Source organism: Amycolatopsis nigrescens CSC17Ta-90 (assembly GCF_000384315.1).
Lineage (GTDB): Bacteria > Actinomycetota > Actinomycetes > Mycobacteriales > Pseudonocardiaceae > Amycolatopsis > Amycolatopsis nigrescens.
In genome coordinates, this window is record NZ_ARVW01000001.1 from 5,308,461 (window position 1) to 5,325,099 (window position 16,639).

16 protein-coding genes are annotated in these 16,639 nt (G+C 71.1%); 13 read left to right on the forward strand and 3 right to left on the reverse strand.

Annotation, left to right across the window (positions count from 1 at the left end):
* The first annotated feature begins 55 nt into the window (after positions 1–55).
* The 7 genes from AMYNI_RS0125215 (at position 56) to AMYNI_RS0125245 (ending at position 10,440) form a co-directional block, all read left to right on the forward strand.
* The gene (locus tag AMYNI_RS0125215) at positions 56–1,123 is read left to right on the forward strand and encodes a carboxymuconolactone decarboxylase family protein (RefSeq protein WP_020670848.1); all 1,068 of its coding nucleotides are present in this window, start codon (positions 56–58) and stop codon (positions 1,121–1,123) included.
* 216 nt (positions 1,124–1,339) lie between these two features.
* Positions 1,340–7,198 carry a type I polyketide synthase gene (locus AMYNI_RS0125220; RefSeq protein ID WP_020670849.1) on the forward strand — a complete coding sequence of 1,953 codons (5,859 nt, stop codon included), beginning with the start codon at positions 1,340–1,342 and terminating at the stop codon, positions 7,196–7,198.
* Between the two features lies 1 nt (position 7,199).
* Positions 7,200–7,670, forward strand: a complete 471-nt coding sequence (locus tag AMYNI_RS0125225; RefSeq protein ID WP_020670850.1) for an acyl-CoA thioesterase — start codon at positions 7,200–7,202, stop codon at positions 7,668–7,670.
* 1 nt (position 7,671) lies between these two features.
* Entirely contained in the window at positions 7,672–8,244 is a 573-nt protein-coding gene (locus tag AMYNI_RS0125230; RefSeq protein WP_020670851.1) for a flavin reductase family protein, read from the forward strand.
* A 179-nt stretch (positions 8,245–8,423) separates the two neighbouring features.
* Positions 8,424–8,540, forward strand: a complete 117-nt coding sequence (locus tag AMYNI_RS50230; RefSeq protein WP_020670852.1) for a DUF6222 family protein — start codon at positions 8,424–8,426, stop codon at positions 8,538–8,540.
* 92 nt (positions 8,541–8,632) lie between these two features.
* Entirely contained in the window at positions 8,633–10,213 is a 1,581-nt protein-coding gene (locus AMYNI_RS0125240) for an acyl-CoA carboxylase subunit beta (protein WP_084628706.1), read from the forward strand.
* 20 nt (positions 10,214–10,233) lie between these two features.
* Positions 10,234–10,440 (forward strand): acyl-CoA carboxylase epsilon subunit, encoded by a 207-nt coding sequence (locus AMYNI_RS0125245; protein ID WP_020670854.1) that lies wholly within the window; start codon positions 10,234–10,236, stop codon positions 10,438–10,440.
* A 49-nt stretch (positions 10,441–10,489) separates the two neighbouring features.
* Here AMYNI_RS0125245 and AMYNI_RS0125250 read toward each other — a convergent pair whose 3' ends face one another.
* The gene (locus AMYNI_RS0125250) at positions 10,490–10,705 is read right to left on the reverse strand and encodes a hypothetical protein (RefSeq protein WP_020670855.1); all 216 of its coding nucleotides are present in this window, start codon (positions 10,703–10,705) and stop codon (positions 10,490–10,492) included.
* A 30-nt stretch (positions 10,706–10,735) separates the two neighbouring features.
* Positions 10,736–10,903 carry a hypothetical protein gene (locus AMYNI_RS49235; RefSeq protein WP_157357479.1) on the reverse strand — a complete coding sequence of 56 codons (168 nt, stop codon included), beginning with the start codon at positions 10,901–10,903 and terminating at the stop codon, positions 10,736–10,738.
* Positions 10,904–11,195: 292 nt separating this feature from the next.
* Here AMYNI_RS49235 and AMYNI_RS0125255 point away from each other — a divergent pair, with 292 nt between their 5' ends.
* The 4 genes from AMYNI_RS0125255 to AMYNI_RS0125270 all read left to right on the forward strand — a co-directional run bounded on the left by AMYNI_RS0125255 (position 11,196) and on the right by AMYNI_RS0125270 (position 14,094).
* Entirely contained in the window at positions 11,196–11,519 is a 324-nt protein-coding gene (locus tag AMYNI_RS0125255; RefSeq protein WP_245573991.1) for a DUF6235 family protein, read from the forward strand.
* A 302-nt stretch (positions 11,520–11,821) separates the two neighbouring features.
* Positions 11,822–12,307 (forward strand): DUF6423 family protein, encoded by a 486-nt coding sequence (locus tag AMYNI_RS0125260; protein ID WP_020670857.1) that lies wholly within the window; start codon positions 11,822–11,824, stop codon positions 12,305–12,307.
* Between the two features lie 34 nt (positions 12,308–12,341).
* On the forward strand, positions 12,342–13,676 hold the full coding sequence (locus AMYNI_RS0125265; protein ID WP_020670858.1) for an FAD-dependent oxidoreductase: 1,335 nt from the start codon (positions 12,342–12,344) through the stop codon (positions 13,674–13,676).
* Positions 13,669–14,094 carry a DUF6187 family protein gene (locus AMYNI_RS0125270; RefSeq protein ID WP_020670859.1) on the forward strand — a complete coding sequence of 142 codons (426 nt, stop codon included), beginning with the start codon at positions 13,669–13,671 and terminating at the stop codon, positions 14,092–14,094. Before AMYNI_RS0125265 ends, AMYNI_RS0125270 begins: the two co-directional genes overlap by 8 nt.
* A gap of 51 nt (positions 14,095–14,145) precedes the next feature.
* On the opposite strand, the gene AMYNI_RS0125275 is transcribed toward AMYNI_RS0125270, so the two are convergent.
* Complete coding sequence (locus tag AMYNI_RS0125275) at positions 14,146–14,883, reverse strand: helix-turn-helix domain-containing protein (RefSeq protein ID WP_020670860.1); 738 nt, start codon at positions 14,881–14,883, stop codon at positions 14,146–14,148.
* 547 nt (positions 14,884–15,430) lie between these two features.
* Between AMYNI_RS0125275 and AMYNI_RS49240 the strand changes: the two genes are divergently transcribed.
* Together AMYNI_RS49240 and AMYNI_RS0125285 are read left to right on the forward strand one after the other, a co-directional pair.
* Complete coding sequence (locus tag AMYNI_RS49240; protein ID WP_020670861.1) at positions 15,431–15,604, forward strand: hypothetical protein; 174 nt, start codon at positions 15,431–15,433, stop codon at positions 15,602–15,604.
* 425 nt (positions 15,605–16,029) lie between these two features.
* A complete protein-coding gene (locus tag AMYNI_RS0125285; RefSeq protein ID WP_020670862.1) occupies positions 16,030–16,635 on the forward strand; it encodes a response regulator transcription factor in 606 nt (201 codons plus the stop codon).
* Positions 16,636–16,639 lie beyond the last annotated feature (4 nt).

The window sequence follows — 16,639 nt, forward strand, 5'->3', positions numbered from 1 at the left end:
CGCATGCCCCCATCGATCGGGTGCGGGTGTCCCGCAAGATTCTGAGGAGGCTCGCATGACGCCAACGCCGGTCCGGCTCGCGCTGCGCAGGTCGTTGCGCGACATCCGGTATGTCCGTGCCGTTCCGCCCCGCCGGGCCACCGGCACGGTCGGCGCGGTCTACACCCAGCTCGAGCGCGACTTCGGCCTGCTCGCGCCCCCGGTGGCCCTGCACTCGCCGGCACCGGCGGTGCTGGCCGCGAGCTGGCTCATGCTGCGGGAGTCGCTGGTGGCCTCCGGGGTGACGAGCAGGGCGGACAAGGAGGTGGTGGCATCCGCGGTGTCGCGGGCCAACACCTGCCCGTACTGCGTCGAGGTGCACGGCATGGCGCTGGCCGCGCTCGGCCGGCCCGGCGACGCCGGCGCGATCAGCGGCGGCCGGTTCGCCGGGATCGAGGACCCGGCGACCCGCGAGCTGGCCTCGTGGGCGCGGGACGGCACCGCGATGACCACCGAGGAAGCGGCGATCCCCGAGCTGGTCGCGGTCGCGGTCGTGTTCCACTACCTCAACCGCATGGTCAACGTCTTCCTCGGGCCGTCCCCGCTGCCAGCGGCGGTGCCCGGTTCCGCGCGGGCCACCGTGCGCGGGGTGCTCGGCCGGTTCCTCATGCCGCCCGGCACCGCGACGCCCGGCGAGTCGCTGACGCTGCTGCCGGCGGCGCCGGTGCCGGGCGACCTCGCCTGGGCACGGGGCAGCGAGACCGTCGCCGGCGCGTTCGCCCGCGCCTGCGCGGCGGTGGACGGGGCCGCCACCGGCGTGGTTTCGCCGGCGGTGCGCGAGCTCGTGCTCGGTGAGCTGGCGTGCTGGGACGGGCGGCCGCCCGGGCTGAGCCGGGCCTGGCTGGAAGCGGCGGTCACCCCGCTGGTGGCGGCGGACCGGCCGGTGGCAAGGCTCGCCCTGCTGACCGCGTTCTCTTCGTCCCAAGTGGACTCGGCGCTGGTGGCGGAGTTCCGGCGAAGACGACCGGACGATCGCGGGCTCGTCGAGCTGACCGGGTGGGCGAGCCTGGCCGCGGCCAGGACCTTCGGCGCGAAGTTGGCCGCGGCCGCGCACAGCGGGGCGGCCGGAGACCCAGCGCGTTGAAAACACCGAACACCGGCCGGTGCGCGAAGCTGCGCATTATCGCGATGACCGGCACGCACGATGTGAGAAGACCGCCGCCACGGCAGCGGGCCATGCTTGAAATTACCGCGAGAGCGTCCGCAGCAGGTCAGCGCATCGGTGACGCTCCGCATACGGAATTCTCGGCGAACTTCTTCGAGACATCGGAGTTCGGCCAGATCTTGGGAGTGCGGTGGAATGAGCGTTGAGCGGATTTCGATTGTCGGTATCGGTCTAAAATACCCGGACGCCGGCTCGCCGGACGAGCTTTGGGAAAACGTGCTGGCCGGTCGCCGTGCCTTCCGGCGGCTGCCCGACGAGCGGATGAACCACGACGACTACTGGTCGGCGGATCCCAAGGCACCGGACCGTTTCTACGCCACCAAGGCGGCCGTGCTCCGGGATTACGAGTTCGACCGGATCAAGTACAAGGTTGCCGGCAGCACCTACCGGGCGACCGACCTGACCCACTGGCTCGCCCTCGACGTGGCCGCACAGGCGCTGGCCGACGCCGGCTTCCCCGACGGTGCGGGACTTCCGCGGAGCACCACCGGTGTCGTCATCGGCAACAGCCTCACCGGTGAGTTCTCCCGCGCCGGCATCATGCGGCTGCGCTGGCCCTACGTCCGCCGGACGGTGGCCGCCGCACTCGTGGAGCGCGGCTGGGCCGAGGAGGACACCGCGAATTTCCTGCGCGATCTCGAAACGCAGTACAAGGCGCCCTTCCCGGAGATCGACGAGGACTCGCTCGCCGGCGGGCTGGCCAACACCATCGCCGGCCGCGTCTGCAACCACTTCGACCTGGCCGGCGGCGGGTTCACCGTGGACGGCGCCTGCTCGTCTTCGCTGCTGTCGGTGGTCACCGCCGCCAACGCGCTGGCCGCCGGCGACCTCGACGTGGCCGTGGCAGGCGGGGTGGACCTGTCGATCGACCCGTTCGAGGTGATCGGGTTCGCCAAGACCGGCGCACTGGCCACCGGCGAGATGAAGGTCTACGACAAGGACTCCAACGGTTTCTGGCCCGGCGAGGGCTCCGGCATGCTGGTGCTGATGCGCGAGCGGGACGCACTCGCACGGGACGCCAGGATCTACGCCTCGATCAGCGGCTGGGGGGTGTCCTCCGACGGCAAGGGCGGGATCACCCGGCCGGAGGCGGCGGGGCACCGGCTCGCGCTGCACCGCGCCTACGAACGCGCCGGATACGGCGTCGAGACGGTTTCCTACTTCGAGGGGCACGGCACCGGCACCGCCCTCGGCGACGCCACCGAGATCGAGGCGCTGTCCAGCGCCCGGCGCGCCGCCGACCCGCTGGCCGCACCGGCGGCACTGGGCACCATCAAGGGGAACTTCGGCCACACCAAGGCAGCAGCCGGGGTCGCCGGGCTGATCAAGGCCGCCCTCGCCGTGTACCACCAGGTGATCCCGCCGGGTACCGGACAGCTCAACCCGCATCCGCTGCTCACCGGGGAAGCGGCGGCGATGCGGGTACCGGTGGAGGCCGGCCCATGGCCAGCGGACCTGGAGATCCGGGCAGGTGTGTCCGCGATGGGCTTCGGGGGGATCAACTCGCACGTGGCACTGGCCGAAGGGCCAGGAGCCGGCCGGCGGAGCAAGCTAGACGGACGGACCACGGCGCTGGTCGCCGGCCGTCAGGACGCCGAGGTGCTGCTGTTCGACGCCGAGGACTTCGGGCAGTTGCGGGCGCGGATCACCGGCCTGCTCGCGGTGGTGCCGAAGCTCTCCATGGCAGAGCTGACCGACCTGGCCGGTGCCTGCGCCGCGGAGCTGTCCGGGAAACCGGTGCGCGCCGCCGTCGTCGCCGGCACCCCGGAGGACGCCGAGCGCAAGCTGGGCCGGCTGCTCTCCCTGCTGGAGATCGGGGACGGCACCGTCTTCGCTCCCGCCGACGGAGTATTCGCCTGCCACCGGACGCACGGCCCGAACATCGGGTATCTGTTCCCCGGTCAGGGTTCCGGCCGGGGAGCCGTCGGTGCGCTGCGCCGCCGGTTCCCGGTCGCCGACGAGATCTTCCGGCTCGCCGGCCTGCCTTCGGACGGCGACCAGGTGGCGACCGAGGTGGCGCAGCCGCGCATCGTGACCGGCTCGCTGGCCGCGCTGCGGGTGCTGCGCCGGCTCGGCATCGAAGCGAGCACGGTGACCGGGCACAGCCTCGGTGAGCTGACCGCCCTGCACTGGGGCGGCGCGATGGACGAGCAGCAGGTGCTGCGGCTGGCGCGGATCCGCGGCGCGGTGATGGCCACCGCCAGCGACGGCGGCGGCGCGATGGCGGGGATCGCCGCCGAGCCGGGGCTGACCGGAGACCTGATCGGGGACGCCGAGGTGGTCATCGCCGGGTACAACGCCCCGGAGCAGACCGTGGTCTCCGGCCCGGCGGCCGCGGTGGACCTGGTGTGCGAGCGGGCCCGCGCCCATGGCGTCACCGCGACCAGGATCAACGTCTCGCACGCCTTCCATTCCCCCGCGGTGGAGCCCGCCGCGGCGGCGATGACCGAGCAGCTCGCCGAGTTCGACTTCGCCAGGGTGGAGCGGCCGGTGGTGTCCACGGTCACCGGGGACGTGCTGTACTCCGCGGAAAACCTGCCGGAGCTGCTCCGCGACCAGGTGGTGCTGCCGGTGCGGTTCCGCGAGGCGGCGGCCAAGGTGGCCGAGCGCAGCGACCTGGTGATCGAGGTCGGGCCCGGCCGGGTACTGGCCAGGCTGCTCGAAGAAATCGCGCCAGGTACCCCGGTGCTCTCGGTGGACACCGACTCCGGTTCGCTCGGCGCCCTGCTGCGGGTGGTCGGTGCGGCCTTCGCCTTCGGCGCTCCGGTGGACACCGCGGCCCTGTTCGCGAACCGGGTGCTGCGGCCGGTGCCGCTGGACGGGCGGATGACCTTCCTGGCCAGCCCCTGCGAGCAGGCCCCCGCCCTCGATGCCGGCCTGGCGCCGGTGGCGGATGCGGCGGCCAGTCCGTCCACTTCGGACAAGTCGGCGGTGGCGGGGGAACCGTCCGGCGGCGGGAACTCCACTTTGGACCTTCTGTGCAAGCTGGCCGCCGACCGGGTGGAGCTCCCGCTGGAGACCGTCACCGCGGACACGCATCCGCTGGACGACCTGCACCTCAGCTCGATCACCGTGGGGCAGCTCGTGAACGACGTCACCCGCGCGCTGGACTATCCGCCGCTGGAGGGCATGCCGAACTTCGCGACGGTCTGCCTCGGCGAACTGGCGGAGATGATCGACGAGCTGGCGCAGACCGCGAAACCCGGCGACTCCACCGTCCAGGGCGAGGTGCCGGGGGTCGGGCCGTGGGTGCGGCCGTTCGCGGTGGAGTACGTGCCGGCACCGCGCCCGGTGGTCGACACCGGCGCCACCGCCGGTTCGAGCGCGTGGTCGGTGTACGCCCCGGCCGGGCATCCGCTGGCCGAACCGCTGCGCGCCGGGCTCGCCGGCGCCGGCCTCGGGGACGGGGTGCTGCTCTGCCTGCCCGCCGACGCCGACGAGAGCCACCTCGGGCTCTTCCTCGACGCGGGCCGCGCCGTGCTCGCCGCGCCGAACGGCACGCGGTTCGTCGTGGTGCAGCACGGATACGGAGCTTCCGGCGTGGCGAAGACGCTGCGCCTGGAGGACCCGTCCGCCCGCACCACGATCGTCGACCTCGCCGACCCGACGCCGTCGTCTGCGGACGCGATCGCCGGCGCGGTGGCCGACGTGGTCGTGGAAGTCGCCGCCACCGGTGACTTCAGCGAGGTCCGCTACACCGCGGACGGAACCCGCACGGTGCCGCTGCTCGGCTCGCTGCCGCCGGCCCCGACGGCCAACGGCCCCTCGCCGCTCGGCGAAGGCGACCTGCTGCTGGTGACCGGTGGTGGCAAGGGCATCACCGCCGAGAGCGCCATCGCGCTGGCGCAGGACTCCGGTGCGTTCCTCGGCCTGCTCGGCCGCAGCGCGCCGGAGGAGGACACCGAACTGGCCGGCAATCTGTCCAGAATGGACGCTCTGGGGATCCGCTACCGCTATGAGCGCGCCGACGTCACCTCGGCCGAGCAGGTGCGGGCGGCGGTGTCCAGGATCGAGGCCGAGCTCGCGCCGGTCACCGCCGTGCTGCACGGGGCCGGCCGCAACGAGCCGGCCGCCCTGTTCTCGCTGACCGAGGACACCTTCCGCAAGACGCTCGCGCCCAAGATCGACGGCCTGCGGGCGGTGCTCGATGCGGTCGAGAAGGACCGGCTCAAGCTGCTGGTGACCTTCGGCAGCATCATCGGCAGGGCCGGCCTCCGCGGCGAGGCGCACTACGCCACCGCCAACGACTGGATGACCGAGCTGACCCTGCGGTTCGGCCGCGAACATCCCGGTGCGAGGGCGATAGCGCTGGAGTGGTCGGTCTGGTCCGGCACCGGCATGGGCGAGAAACTCGGGGTGGTCAGCGCGTTGATGCGCGACGGCATCACCCCGATCCCCACCGAGGACGGCATCGCCGTGCTGCGCCGCGTGCTCGGCGACCCGCAGGCCCCGTCGGTGCTGGTGGTCTGCGGCCGCACGGCCGGACTGGCGACGCTGCCGGTGCGGCGGCGCGAGCTGCCGCTGCACCGGTTCGTCGACCGGGAACTGGTGCACTACCCCGGCATCGAGCTGGTTACCGAGGCGGACCTGTCCGCGGGCAGCGACCCGTACCTGTCCGACCACCTGCTCGACGGGGACCTGCTCTTCCCCGCGGTACTCGGCATGGAGGCGATGACCCAGGTCGCGTCGGCCGTGCTGGACCGCGCCGGGGTCCCGCTGCTGGAGAACGTGGAGTTCCTGCGCCCGATCGTGGTGTCTCCGCAGGGCTCGACCACCATCCGGCTGGCCGCGCTGGCACAGGACGCCGAGACGGCCGACGTGGTGCTGCGCAGCGGTGAGACCGGCTTCAGCGCGGACCACTTCCGGGCCAGGCTGCGCTTCCCGAGACCGGCACTACCGGCACAGCCGACACAGTCTGGCGAGGCGGAATCCGCGAACGGTTCCGCGCTGCCGGCGGTGCGGGTCGACCCGGTGTCCGAGCTGTACGGCGAGGTGCTGTTCCAGGGCAAGCGGTTCCAGCGGGTGACCGGCTACCGGCGGGCGAGCGCGCGGCACGCGGTGGCCGAGATCGCCACCGCGACCACGCTCTCCTGGTTCGCTCCGTTCCTGCCGCAGTCGCAGCTGCTGGCCGACCCCGGCACCCGGGACGCGATGATGCACGCCATCCAGTGCTGCATCCCGGACGCGATCCTGCTGCCGCAGGGGATCGAGCGGCTCTACCTCGCCGAGCCGGCCGAGCAGCTCACCGACTACGTGGTGCTCGACGCCCGCGAACGTGCGCAGGACGGCGACAGCTATCTGTACGACCTGGACGTCCGCGACCCGGCCGGGAAACTGGTGGAGCGCTGGGAAGGGCTGAGCCTGCGCGCGGTGCGCAGCAGGGCGGGTGCGGGCCCGTGGGTGCCCGCCATGCTGGGCTCCTACCTGGAGCGCTCCCTGGAGCGGGTGCTCGGTGGCGAACGGGCGGTGGTGGTCGAACCCGATCCGGTCGACGGCCGGGTGGAGACCATCGCCGAGCGCCGGGCGCAGACCGCGCTGGCGGCGAGCCGGGCGGTGCACCGGCCGCTGGAGATCCGGTACCGGCCCGACGGTAGGCCGGAGGCGGACGGAGTGGAGGTGTCGGCGTCGCACAGCTCCCGGCTGACCATGGTGGTTGCCGGCGCCGGGCGGCTGACCTGTGACGTGGAGACCGCGCTGGAGCGCACCGAGGAGGACTGGGCCGGCCTGCTCGGCGCCGAACTGCTCGCGGTGGGCAGGCTGCTGGCGGTGGACACCGGTGAGTCTGTGACGGTGGCGAACACCAGGGTTTGGAGCGCGTTGGAGTGCGTGCGCAAGGCCGGTGCGATGACGCAGTCCCTCACCGTCCGCCGGGTCGATCCGGACGGATGGGCGCTGCTGTCCAACGGCGCGGCCAGGATCGCCACCTGGGCGACCACGGTCAACGACCGCTCGGACGCGATCGTGTTCGCGGTGCTCCAAGACGAGGAGGAGTGACATGTCGAACTACTACGAGATTCGCCATACCGTCGGGTTCGAGGAGACCAATCTGGTCGGCAACGTCTACTACGTGAACTACCTGCGCTGGCAGGGCCGCTGCCGGGAGATGTTCCTCAAGGAGAAGGCGCCCGCGGTACTGGAGGAGGTGCGGGCCGACCTGAAGCTGTTCACGCTGAAGGTGGACTGCGAGTTCTTCGCCGAGATCACCGCCTTCGACGAGCTGTCCATCCGGATGCGGCTGGAGGAGCTGACCCAGACGCAGATCCAGTTCACCTTCGACTACGTGCACCTCGCCGAAGAAGGGGAGCGGCTGGTGGCCCGCGGGCGTCAGCGGATCGCCTGCATGCGCGGGCCGAACACGGCCACGGTGCCGTCGCGGGTGCCCCAGCAACTGGCCGACGCACTGTCCGCCTACAGCGACCGGGCCACGCCCGTGCGCCAGGTGCCCGCCGATGTCAAGGGAGAGTGACATGAGGGCGGCAGAGGCCCGCGCGGAGCATCCGGTCCTGAAGCGGCTTCCCCGGCCGTCGCAGCGGCCGTCGGAGCAGCCGGGGCTGCGCGAGGTGATGGCCCAGTTCGCCACCGGCGTCACCGTGCTCACCTCGGCGGGCGACGCGGCGCACGGAATGACGGCGAACGCGTTCAGCTCGGTGTCGATCGACCCGCCGATGGTGCTCTGCTGCGTGTCGCGCGCGGCGCGGATGCACGCGTCGATCGTGTCGGCCAAGTCCTTCGCGGTGTCCATGCTCGGTGCCGACCAGCGGGAGCTGGCGCGGTACTTCGCGGACTGGCGGCGGCCGGGCGGGCTGGCGCAGTTCGATTCCGTGGACTGGACGGCGGGGCCGTGCACCGAGGCGCCGCTGCTGACCGGTGCGCTGGCCTGGCTGGAGTGCGAGCTCAGGCAGGTCTACGAGGGCGGTGACCATTCGATCTTCCTCGGCGAGGTGGTCTCCGCGAGCCGCGGCACCGGGCGGGAGGCACTGGTGTTCTTCGGCGGCGGCTACCACCCGGTGACGAGCCAGGTTCGCGGCGCGACCGCGTGAAGCGGGGCGGCGCCTTGGATGAGTGGAGAAGCGACCCATGATGACCGACGAGCCCGACAGCACAAACAGCACAAACAGCCCCGAGAGCCCCGAGAGCCCCGGGAGCACTGAGGCTCCAGGCGCGGCGACGATCCCGGTGCTGCTGCACCGGCGCACGGCCGGCGGGCGGGGCGGAGCCGGTGCCGCCGGGCGAAACCACGCGGATCCACGACACTCCCCGGCTCGCCGTCGGGGTGCGGTGGAGCGACGTGGTGGCGGACATCGACCGCGACCACCGGCGCAGGGAGGCGGCGTGACCGCGTCCGGCGAGCCGGAAACCGCGGGTGGTCGGGCAGCCGGTGAATGGCACCGCCGCGCCGGCCGTCCCGGTGACGGGCAGGTGATCCCGATGGCAAGGGGGACGGGCGAGCGGGCGCGGCCGCTGCGCACCATGCACGCGCTGCGGGCCCAGCGGGACCAACTGCGCGCCCAGATCGTGGCCGGTCGCGAGGCGGCGGCCCGGCGGCAGCGCTCGCTCGGCAAGCGCACCGCGCGGGACCGGCTCGACCTGCTGCTCGACACCGGGTCCTTCATCGAGGTGGAGCTGTACCGGCGGCACCGGGCGAGCGGTCTCGGTCTCGGCGACCGCCCGCACACCGACGGGGTGGTCGCCGGGTCCGGCACCATCGACGGCCGCCGGGTGTTCGTCTACGCGCAGGACTTCACCCTCTTCGGCGGCTCGCTCGGCGAGGCGCACGCCACGAAGATCCACAAGGTGATGGACCTGGCGGTGGCCACCGGGGCGCCGCTGATCGGGCTGAACGACAGCGGTGGCGCCAGGATCCAGGAGGGCGTGCTGGCGTTGCACGGGTACGGCGGGATCTTCCGACGCCAGGTCGACGCGTCCGGGGTGATCCCGCAGATCAGCGTGGTGCTCGGGCCCTGCGCCGGCGGGGCGGCCTACTCCCCGGCACTGGCCGACTTCACCTTCATGGTCCGCGACACCGCCAGGATGTACCTGACCGGCCCGGACGTGGTGGAGGCGGTGACCGGGCAGCGGGTCAGCCACGAGGAGCTCGGCGGTGCCGACGTGCACGGCTCGCGCTCCGGGGTGGCCACCGTGGTGCACGACGACGAAGAGAGCTGCCTCGCCGACGTGCGGTACCTCGTCTCCTTGCTGCCGGCCAACTATCTCGACCTGCCGCCCCGCGCGGCGGCCCGCGCCGCGGGTTCCGACCGGCGGCACCGGTTCGCCGAGCTGGTGCCGGTCGAGTCGAACCAGCCCTACGACATGCGGGACGTGCTCGCCGAGCTGGTCGATGACGGCGAGTTCTTCGAGCTGCACGAGGGCTGGGCGCGGAACGTGATCTGCGCGCTGGCGCGGATCGACGGGCAGGTGGCCGGCGTGGTCGGCAACCAGCCACTGGTGCAGGCCGGAGTGCTGGACGGGCCCGCTTCACAAAAGGCGGCGCGGTTCGTGCGGTTCTGCGACGCCTTCGGCATCCCGCTGGTGACACTGGTCGACGTGCCCGGTTTCCTGCCGGGGGTGGAGCAGGAGCACGCCGGCATCATCCGCCACGGTGCGCAGCTGCTGCACGCCTACTGCGAGGCCACCGTGCCGCGCATCCAGGTCGTCCTGCGCAAGGCATACGGGGGCGCGTACATCGTGATGGACTCGAGGTCGATCGGGACCGACCTGTCGCTGGCCTGGCCGATCAACGAGATCGCGGTGATGGGCGCGGAAGGCGCGGTCAACGTCCTGTTCCGCAAGGACCTCGCCGCCGCGGCCGACCCGGGGCGACTCCGGGGGCAACTGGTTTCGCAGTACGCGGAGGAGTTCATGCACGCCCAGTACGCCGCCGAGCGCGGCCTGGTGGACGACGTGATCGACCCGGCGGAAACCCGCTCCGCGGTGGCGCGAGGGCTGGAAATGCTGCGTGGCAAGAGAAAGGCCGGCCCGCGGCGCAAGCACGGCAACCAGCCGATCTGAACCGGAGCGGAGGTCCCTCGGTGAGCGGTAACCCGTTCCTGCGGATCGTGCGGGGCGACCCGGACGAGGCGGAGCTCGCCGCGTTGGTCGCCGTCTTCGCCGCGCTCGCCGCCGGCGCCCGGCCCGAAGCGGAGCGGGAATCGATCTGGGCCGACCCGGCATGGCGGCACGGGGAGCCGCCGCCCCCTGGGCCGGACGGCTGGCGCGGATCCGGGCTGCCGCGGTGACCGGGTGACATGAAGGCGTGCTTCGTGTCACCCGGTGCTTCCCGGCTCGTCAGGCCGCGTTGGCGATGTGCGGTGCTTCGTGCTGCTCCTGGGTGAGGCGGGCTTCAACACTTCGCTCTCGCAGGACCGCATAGGTGCTGTGCCCTGGATGTACCGCCAGATAACGGATCGCGCCGTCGATGAAGGGCTCCACCTCGGTACGGTCCCCGCAGCGGAACGGTTTGCCACAGGCCGCGCAGGTCTTCTGCCTGCTCGCGAGGCTCATCGCGGGCTCCAGCCGTGCGCGCGGACGTGCTCATGCGCTCTTCCGGTTGTCCTGGTGGGACGGGTCATCACGGGCGCCCCCCTTCGGGTCACGGAGTGCGGCCTGCTCCCGCCGCTGGGCACGTCGTCGTTGCCGCCTTGCTTCGAGCTCCGGCTCGTCGTCCGCGAAAAGGTCATACGGGTCAAGGAGTTCGGTCATCTTTCACTCCGGGTGGGATGTGCGCCGACCGGCGGCCGGCTGGTCGCTTGGTGCTCCTTCCAGGGCACCGCACCGGGCGGTACGGCAACAACTCCTGCGTTGCGCACGCCTTTTCGGGTAGATCGTCATGTGCCTTCCGCGCATTCGTCAGTAATCAACGGCCGCCGATGCGACGGGAGATTCCGCCGGAAAAGTGCGGAAACCGGCCGCCACCAGGGCGAGTAGCAAGCTGGAAGAAGACCGGCCGTCGCGTGAGCCGACATACTCGGGCAGCGACGGCGGTGCGTGCGAAATGACCAGGGGAGGCGACCCGATGGTTACGAGCCTCCGGCTCACTTCGGGGCTGAAGATGCTCGAACAATGGTCGGTGCACGCCTGCCAGGCGGACCGCAACGCGATTTACCAGGCGCTTTTCTCGGTGGTCGAAGGATCCGTCTTCATGGTCTACGACGTCCTCGACGACGGCCGACCTCGGCAGTTCTGCATGCTGCTCAAGGAGGGGCTGACGGCCCGCATTCGCCTGCACCGCTACGACTCCTTCGGAATCATCTACATCGGTCCGTACGAGGCGGGGGACCCCGGCCTTGCCCCGGAGGAAAGCGGCGACGAGACTTGATCTTCCGGCCGCCGCCGGGCGGACCGGACCGGTGGCTCCCACTGGTCCGGCCGGGTGCGGGCACCCTTCATCTGAATGGCCTAGTGGCGACCGGTATTGCCGCAATTTTATTGACGCCTCGGCCCGGATGAATTTCGCACGAATTGAACGGTGCTCCGGTACCTTGACACGATCATGGCCGTGTGTGAGTCTTGGTCCCTGGGAGATTCTTCGCCGGGATATTGCGAGGAGGCAGGTTCATGTCGTCACCAGAATTTTCTGGCTTAGACGTTTCCACCCGCGTGCGAGCGCGGGATATCCAAATGGCGGGTGTGGCCGATGTTCGGCGCCGGGTGCTGATGATATCCGGTGCGATAGACACGACCGATCACGACGTTTCGGTTTGCGTCAACCTGCCCGAACCCGGCCGCTGGCAGGTGATCAAGTCGGAGACCAACCTGACCGACCGGACCTGGGTCGCGATGCAGGTGGTCACGGACGAGGAATCCACCTTCGTGAACGACGCGGACACCTTGGTGCTTTCGCGCCAGTTCGCCAAGTCTTTCATGACACCGGATCAGCGCAGGCTCACGTTCTACGACGGTGAGGTCCGGCCAGGGGAAGCGGTGTTGAAGGTGTACACCTTGGAGACCGGCGCCCGCCGTCCCACCTATTCCTATTCCCGGTACAGCCCGATCGCCACCGACAGCGCGGAGAAGTCCGCGCAGACGCTGGAACAACTGGTCAGCGACGGAATGCGGCAGCGGCCCGTCATCGAGCTGATCGTCCCGGTCACCGTCATCGGATGACGGCGGCGGGATCCGGCCGGGAGGCGGCGGGTGGATGATCACCTTCATGCCGGACCCCGGCCTGCTGGACTCACCGCGCCGCCGCGCATGGCCAGGCCTCTCCACCGGCCATGCCGGCCCCGCGGGTGAACCACCGGAGGGCACCGACGTGGTGATCGTCGGTGCCGGTCCCGCCGGGCTCGCGGTGGCCTCCGCGCTCTGGCACCACGGCGTGCACGACATCGTGCTGCTGGATCCGGCCGAGCGCCCCTGCGAGCGTTTCTTCGACCGGATCGACCTGCTCGGCCAGCGGGTGCTGCGCTCGCCGTACGAGCACCATCCCGGGGTCGAGGGCTACCGCGACTGCGAGCTGCTCGACTTCGCCAGGCTGCACTGGTCGCGGCTGACCGAGGTGGAGCGTCGCGAGGTCAGGATGGCTCAGGCCGGGCACCGGTCCGTGGTCCCGGTCGACGTCTTCGAGGCGTACTGCCGCCACCTCGTCTCCAGCCACCACGTCGGCGAGCGGACCTGGCGCGCGACCGTGCAGGAGGTGCTGCCGGAGCCGGACACCGTTGTCGTGCGCACCGACCGTTCTTCCGTCACGGCCCGCTTCGCCGTGCTTTGCGCGGGCGAGCGGCGCCGGGTGGCACCGTCCTCCTGGTGGGGCGGGGGTCCGCCGCCTGACGGGGTGAGCTACTGGGACGAGCCGGTGCCGGAGTACGCGAACCGGCTGGTCGTGGTCGGCGCCGGGCTCACCGCCGCGCATCTGGTGTCGAACGCCCTCGCGGCGGGCCGCCAGGTGCACTGGGTGATCCGCGGGGACGCCGAGCGATACCAGTGCGCCGACGTCAACTCCTCCTTCTTCCGGCCAGAGGGTCGGGCCCGCTTCGACCGGGTGGACTGGCCCGACCGGCTGGAGCTGTTGGGCCGGTACCGCCGGGCGTCGATCATGTTCGAGTTCCGGCCGCTGTTCGAGCGTGCCGAGGCCGGCGGCGGGCTGGTGGTGCACCGTGGCCGAGCGGTCGCGGCGGTGTCGGCCGCCGGTGACGGCACGGCCTTCGTCCGGCTGGCCGACGGCGACCTGGTGACGGGCGAGCGGGTGGTGCTCGCGCTCGGCACCACCCCGGCCACCGGTGGTGACCTGCTGCCGGATGCCGTGGCCGGCACCCGCGACGGCTGGCCCGAGCTGGCCGGGGACACGCTCGCGTTCCGGCGCGCACCCCGCGTGCTCGCGGTCGGCGCGGCGGCGGCCATGGTGCTGGGACCCGCGGCCCGCAATATCGACGGGCACCGGGTGGCCACCGCGCGGGTGGCCGCCGCGGTGGCCGAGGGATTGCGCCGCGGTGCGCCGGTCGCCGGCGAGAAAGCGCTGGCGGTCGCGCGTGGCTAGCGGGGAGCACGACACCCGGTTCTCGCTGCCCGCCGTGGACGCCCCCGCGTCGACCGAGGTGGGCGTGATCCTGCTGGGGCTGGATGCCGAACGGCTGCTCGCCGGCCTCGGCCTGGCGACCCTCGCCGACGATCCCGGGCTGGTGGCACTGGCGGTGGACCAGGTCCGGCACGGCGCGCTGACCCAGTTCACCCAGGAGGGCCTGGTCGAGGCGGGCGCCACCCGGTGGCGCTGCCTGCGCAGCACCCTCGGCGCCCCCGACGCCGCCGGCTCACTCCGCCAGACCTGGGAGCGCGCGATCCGGTCGCTGACGCACTCGGACGGCCCGGCGCCGGGCCCCGGCCCGGCGTCCGCCGCCTACCTGGCCGCCTGCTGGCTCCGCCGCGAAGACATCGACCGGTTCGCCGACCACCGCTGACCCGGCCCTTGTCTCGCCGCTCCGAAACGGCGGCTGGACGGCGGTGGCCGGTCAGACCGCGACCGGTACGGCGGCCCGGGCATTCAGCGCGGGGAAGGCGAGCAGGACCGGCGGATCGAAGGTTCGTGCAGGGCGCAACCGCACGTCGGCGATTCTCGTGACGTCCGGCTGGATCGTGATCGGGCCGTGGTGACCGGTGTAGGTCGTGCCATCGCGCTCGTCCCGGAAAAGGCACTGCGCCACCACGTGCCAGATTCCCTGCGGCACGTTCTGCAGCAGATAAGGCCCCGGTTCGTCGAGAATCGTGTATCCCGCCGGTGCCCCTTCCGGAATCCGGCCGGGGAACAGGCCGACGAACACGGTTCCGGGGGCGGTTCCCGGCGCGGCGTGGAGCTGCCCGCGCACGGGCGCGCACCTGGCTCCGCGATGCACCTCTCCGGTGGGGATGCGTGGCAGAACGCCACGGAGCTGGCGGTATGCGATGGGTGCGACCCCGACGCTGCGGCTGAACCGGGCGCTGAAGGTGCCCACGCTGTTGTAGCCGACCCGGTGGCTGATGTCGGCCACGGTGATCGAGGTGGTCAGCAGCAGCCGTTTGGCCTCGGCCAGCCGCATCGCGGACAGGAACCGGCCGGGGGAAACTCCGGTGGCCTGCTGGAAAACCCTGGAGAAATGGAACTTGCTGAACATCGCCGAGCGCGCCATGTCGTCGATGGTGAGCTGCTCGCCGAGCTTCTCCCGCATGGTGCCGATGGCCCGTTCAACGGCGCGGCGAACGACGTCATCCATTGTGGATTCCCCTCCGGGTCCTATCGACCCGCTCGGCGAGGTTTCGCTGTTCGAATTGCCTCTCACCGCACATTAGCGCCGCGCCTGGCATCTCCTTAAGTGCTTCGTTCATCACCTGTCGTGAATTCCTGAGCCGGCGAACGTGAAAAATTCATGGTGGCGAGTTCGCGGCCGGCTGGCCGGTGGCGGCCTGGTCGTGTGCGGACGAGCCCGCCCGCACGGGCTGCCGTGAAGCGTGTCGGACGCGGACATCCGGCCACCAGTGACCGGCTCACCGTAAGCGGGTGAAGCGTTCATCGGACGTTCGAGGCAAGCTTTCCGAAAGATGTTACGGAGCGTGTCCTGGTTGGTAATTCATCCACACTTTTATGAATTCGGCGAGATTTGTGTTTTTGGTCGTGCATCCGCTCGGGAAACCCGAAAGAAATGGTCCGAGCGGAGTATGCAAAACCCATGAGCGGTGGGTGCGGCTGGCACTGGTACGCGGTGTCGCGGTGGCGCAATATTGTCCTTGTAAGCACGATTCCTGCGCAATTGGGGAGTGTACATGAGAACCGTGGCATCCGAGAACGTGATTACTTTTGTCAAGAAGCTCGGGGTCGGCACCCAGGTCATCGACCTCGAGGTCGAGCTGGCGATCGACCGGTTCGATCAGTGGAGCAACCCGGAGAACCCGCTGGTGCTGGTCACCAACACCATGTGCGCGGGTGCTGACCGGTAGCGTCCGGTGCTGCACTGGCGCGGGCGGGATCTCGGCTCGTGCTGGTTTGCCGGATCGTGCGCCGGCCGATCCGCCGCGCAAAAGAGTTGTGGCAATCGCGGCGGTCACTGTGGGGAGTTCACATCCAAAGCCCGAGTATCTGTGTTGTCGGCGGTCTGAAGAAACCATTCCCGCGACAGCGCAGGGTCGGCCCTTGAGCGCACTCCGACCGTGCTCAAGGGCCGGCTTTCCAATGCGGTCCGACGTGGGGCGTCGCCGCGACGGTCAATCCTCCGGTGTGCACCCATTGGGGTGACGCTTGCGGAGTGCGGCGGTGAGCTCTGCGTTCTCCGGCCGCGTTCTCCACCCGCGCGGCGTAATGATCCGCGCTGAACAGTGATAGACATGGTCAAGGGGAACCGGTACGCGGGAAGGCGTCGAGGGCAATGATCAAGGTACTGGTGGCCGAGGACATGCATATCGTCCGCGGCGCGCTGGTCGCACTGCTCCAGCTCGAGTCGGATATCGAGGTGGTCGCGGAATGCGCGGCCGGCGACGAGATCCTGCCCGCCGCGCGGGCGGCAAGGCCCGACGTGGCCCTGATCGACATCGACCTGCCGCGCAAGGACGGCCTCACCGCGGCCGGCGAACTGCACGAGCACCTGCCCGAATGCCGCACCCTGATCCTGACCAGCCTCGGCAACCCCGGCACCCTGCGCCGGGCGCTGGCCGCCAAGGTCGGCGGTTTCCTGCTCAAGGACGCGCCGGCGGACAAGCTGGCCAACGCGGTCCGCGGGGTCGCGACCGGCCGCCGGGTGGTGGACGGCGATCTCGCGCTCGCCGCCTGGGACAGCGAGGACTGCCCGCTGACCGGCAGGGAGATCGAGGTGCTGCGGATGGCCGCGGACGGGGCCGACCCCACCGACATCGCGGCCAGGCTCTACCTTTCGGCCGGGACCGTGCGCAACTACCTGACCACGATCGTCACCAAGGTCAGCGCGCGAAACCGGGTGGACGCGATCCGGATCGCCAAGGAGTCCGGCTGGCTCTGAGCAC

What these genes read in the sequence shown, in the direction of transcription:
- AMYNI_RS0125215 (WP_020670848.1), top strand. Translation starts at nt 56, where the DNA reads ATGACGCCAACGCCGGTCCGGCTCGCGCTGCGCAGGTCGTTGCGCGAC.
- AMYNI_RS0125220 (WP_020670849.1), top strand. Translation starts at nt 1,340, where the DNA reads ATGAGCGTTGAGCGGATTTCGATTGTCGGTATCGGTCTAAAATACCCG.
- AMYNI_RS0125225 (WP_020670850.1), top strand. Translation starts at nt 7,200, where the DNA reads ATGTCGAACTACTACGAGATTCGCCATACCGTCGGGTTCGAGGAGACC.
- AMYNI_RS0125230 (WP_020670851.1), top strand. Translation starts at nt 7,672, where the DNA reads ATGAGGGCGGCAGAGGCCCGCGCGGAGCATCCGGTCCTGAAGCGGCTT.
- AMYNI_RS0125240 (WP_084628706.1), top strand. Translation starts at nt 8,633, where the DNA reads ATGGCAAGGGGGACGGGCGAGCGGGCGCGGCCGCTGCGCACCATGCAC.
- AMYNI_RS0125250 (WP_020670855.1), bottom strand. Translation starts at nt 10,705, where the DNA reads ATGAGCCTCGCGAGCAGGCAGAAGACCTGCGCGGCCTGTGGCAAACCG.
- AMYNI_RS49235 (WP_157357479.1), bottom strand. Translation starts at nt 10,903, where the DNA reads ATGACCGAACTCCTTGACCCGTATGACCTTTTCGCGGACGACGAGCCG.
- AMYNI_RS0125255 (WP_245573991.1), top strand. Translation starts at nt 11,196, where the DNA reads ATGACCAGGGGAGGCGACCCGATGGTTACGAGCCTCCGGCTCACTTCG.
- AMYNI_RS0125260 (WP_020670857.1), top strand. Translation starts at nt 11,822, where the DNA reads ATGGCGGGTGTGGCCGATGTTCGGCGCCGGGTGCTGATGATATCCGGT.
- AMYNI_RS0125265 (WP_020670858.1), top strand. Translation starts at nt 12,342, where the DNA reads ATGATCACCTTCATGCCGGACCCCGGCCTGCTGGACTCACCGCGCCGC.
- AMYNI_RS0125275 (WP_020670860.1), bottom strand. Translation starts at nt 14,883, where the DNA reads ATGGATGACGTCGTTCGCCGCGCCGTTGAACGGGCCATCGGCACCATG.
- AMYNI_RS49240 (WP_020670861.1), top strand. Translation starts at nt 15,431, where the DNA reads ATGAGAACCGTGGCATCCGAGAACGTGATTACTTTTGTCAAGAAGCTC.
- AMYNI_RS0125285 (WP_020670862.1), top strand. Translation starts at nt 16,030, where the DNA reads ATGATCAAGGTACTGGTGGCCGAGGACATGCATATCGTCCGCGGCGCG.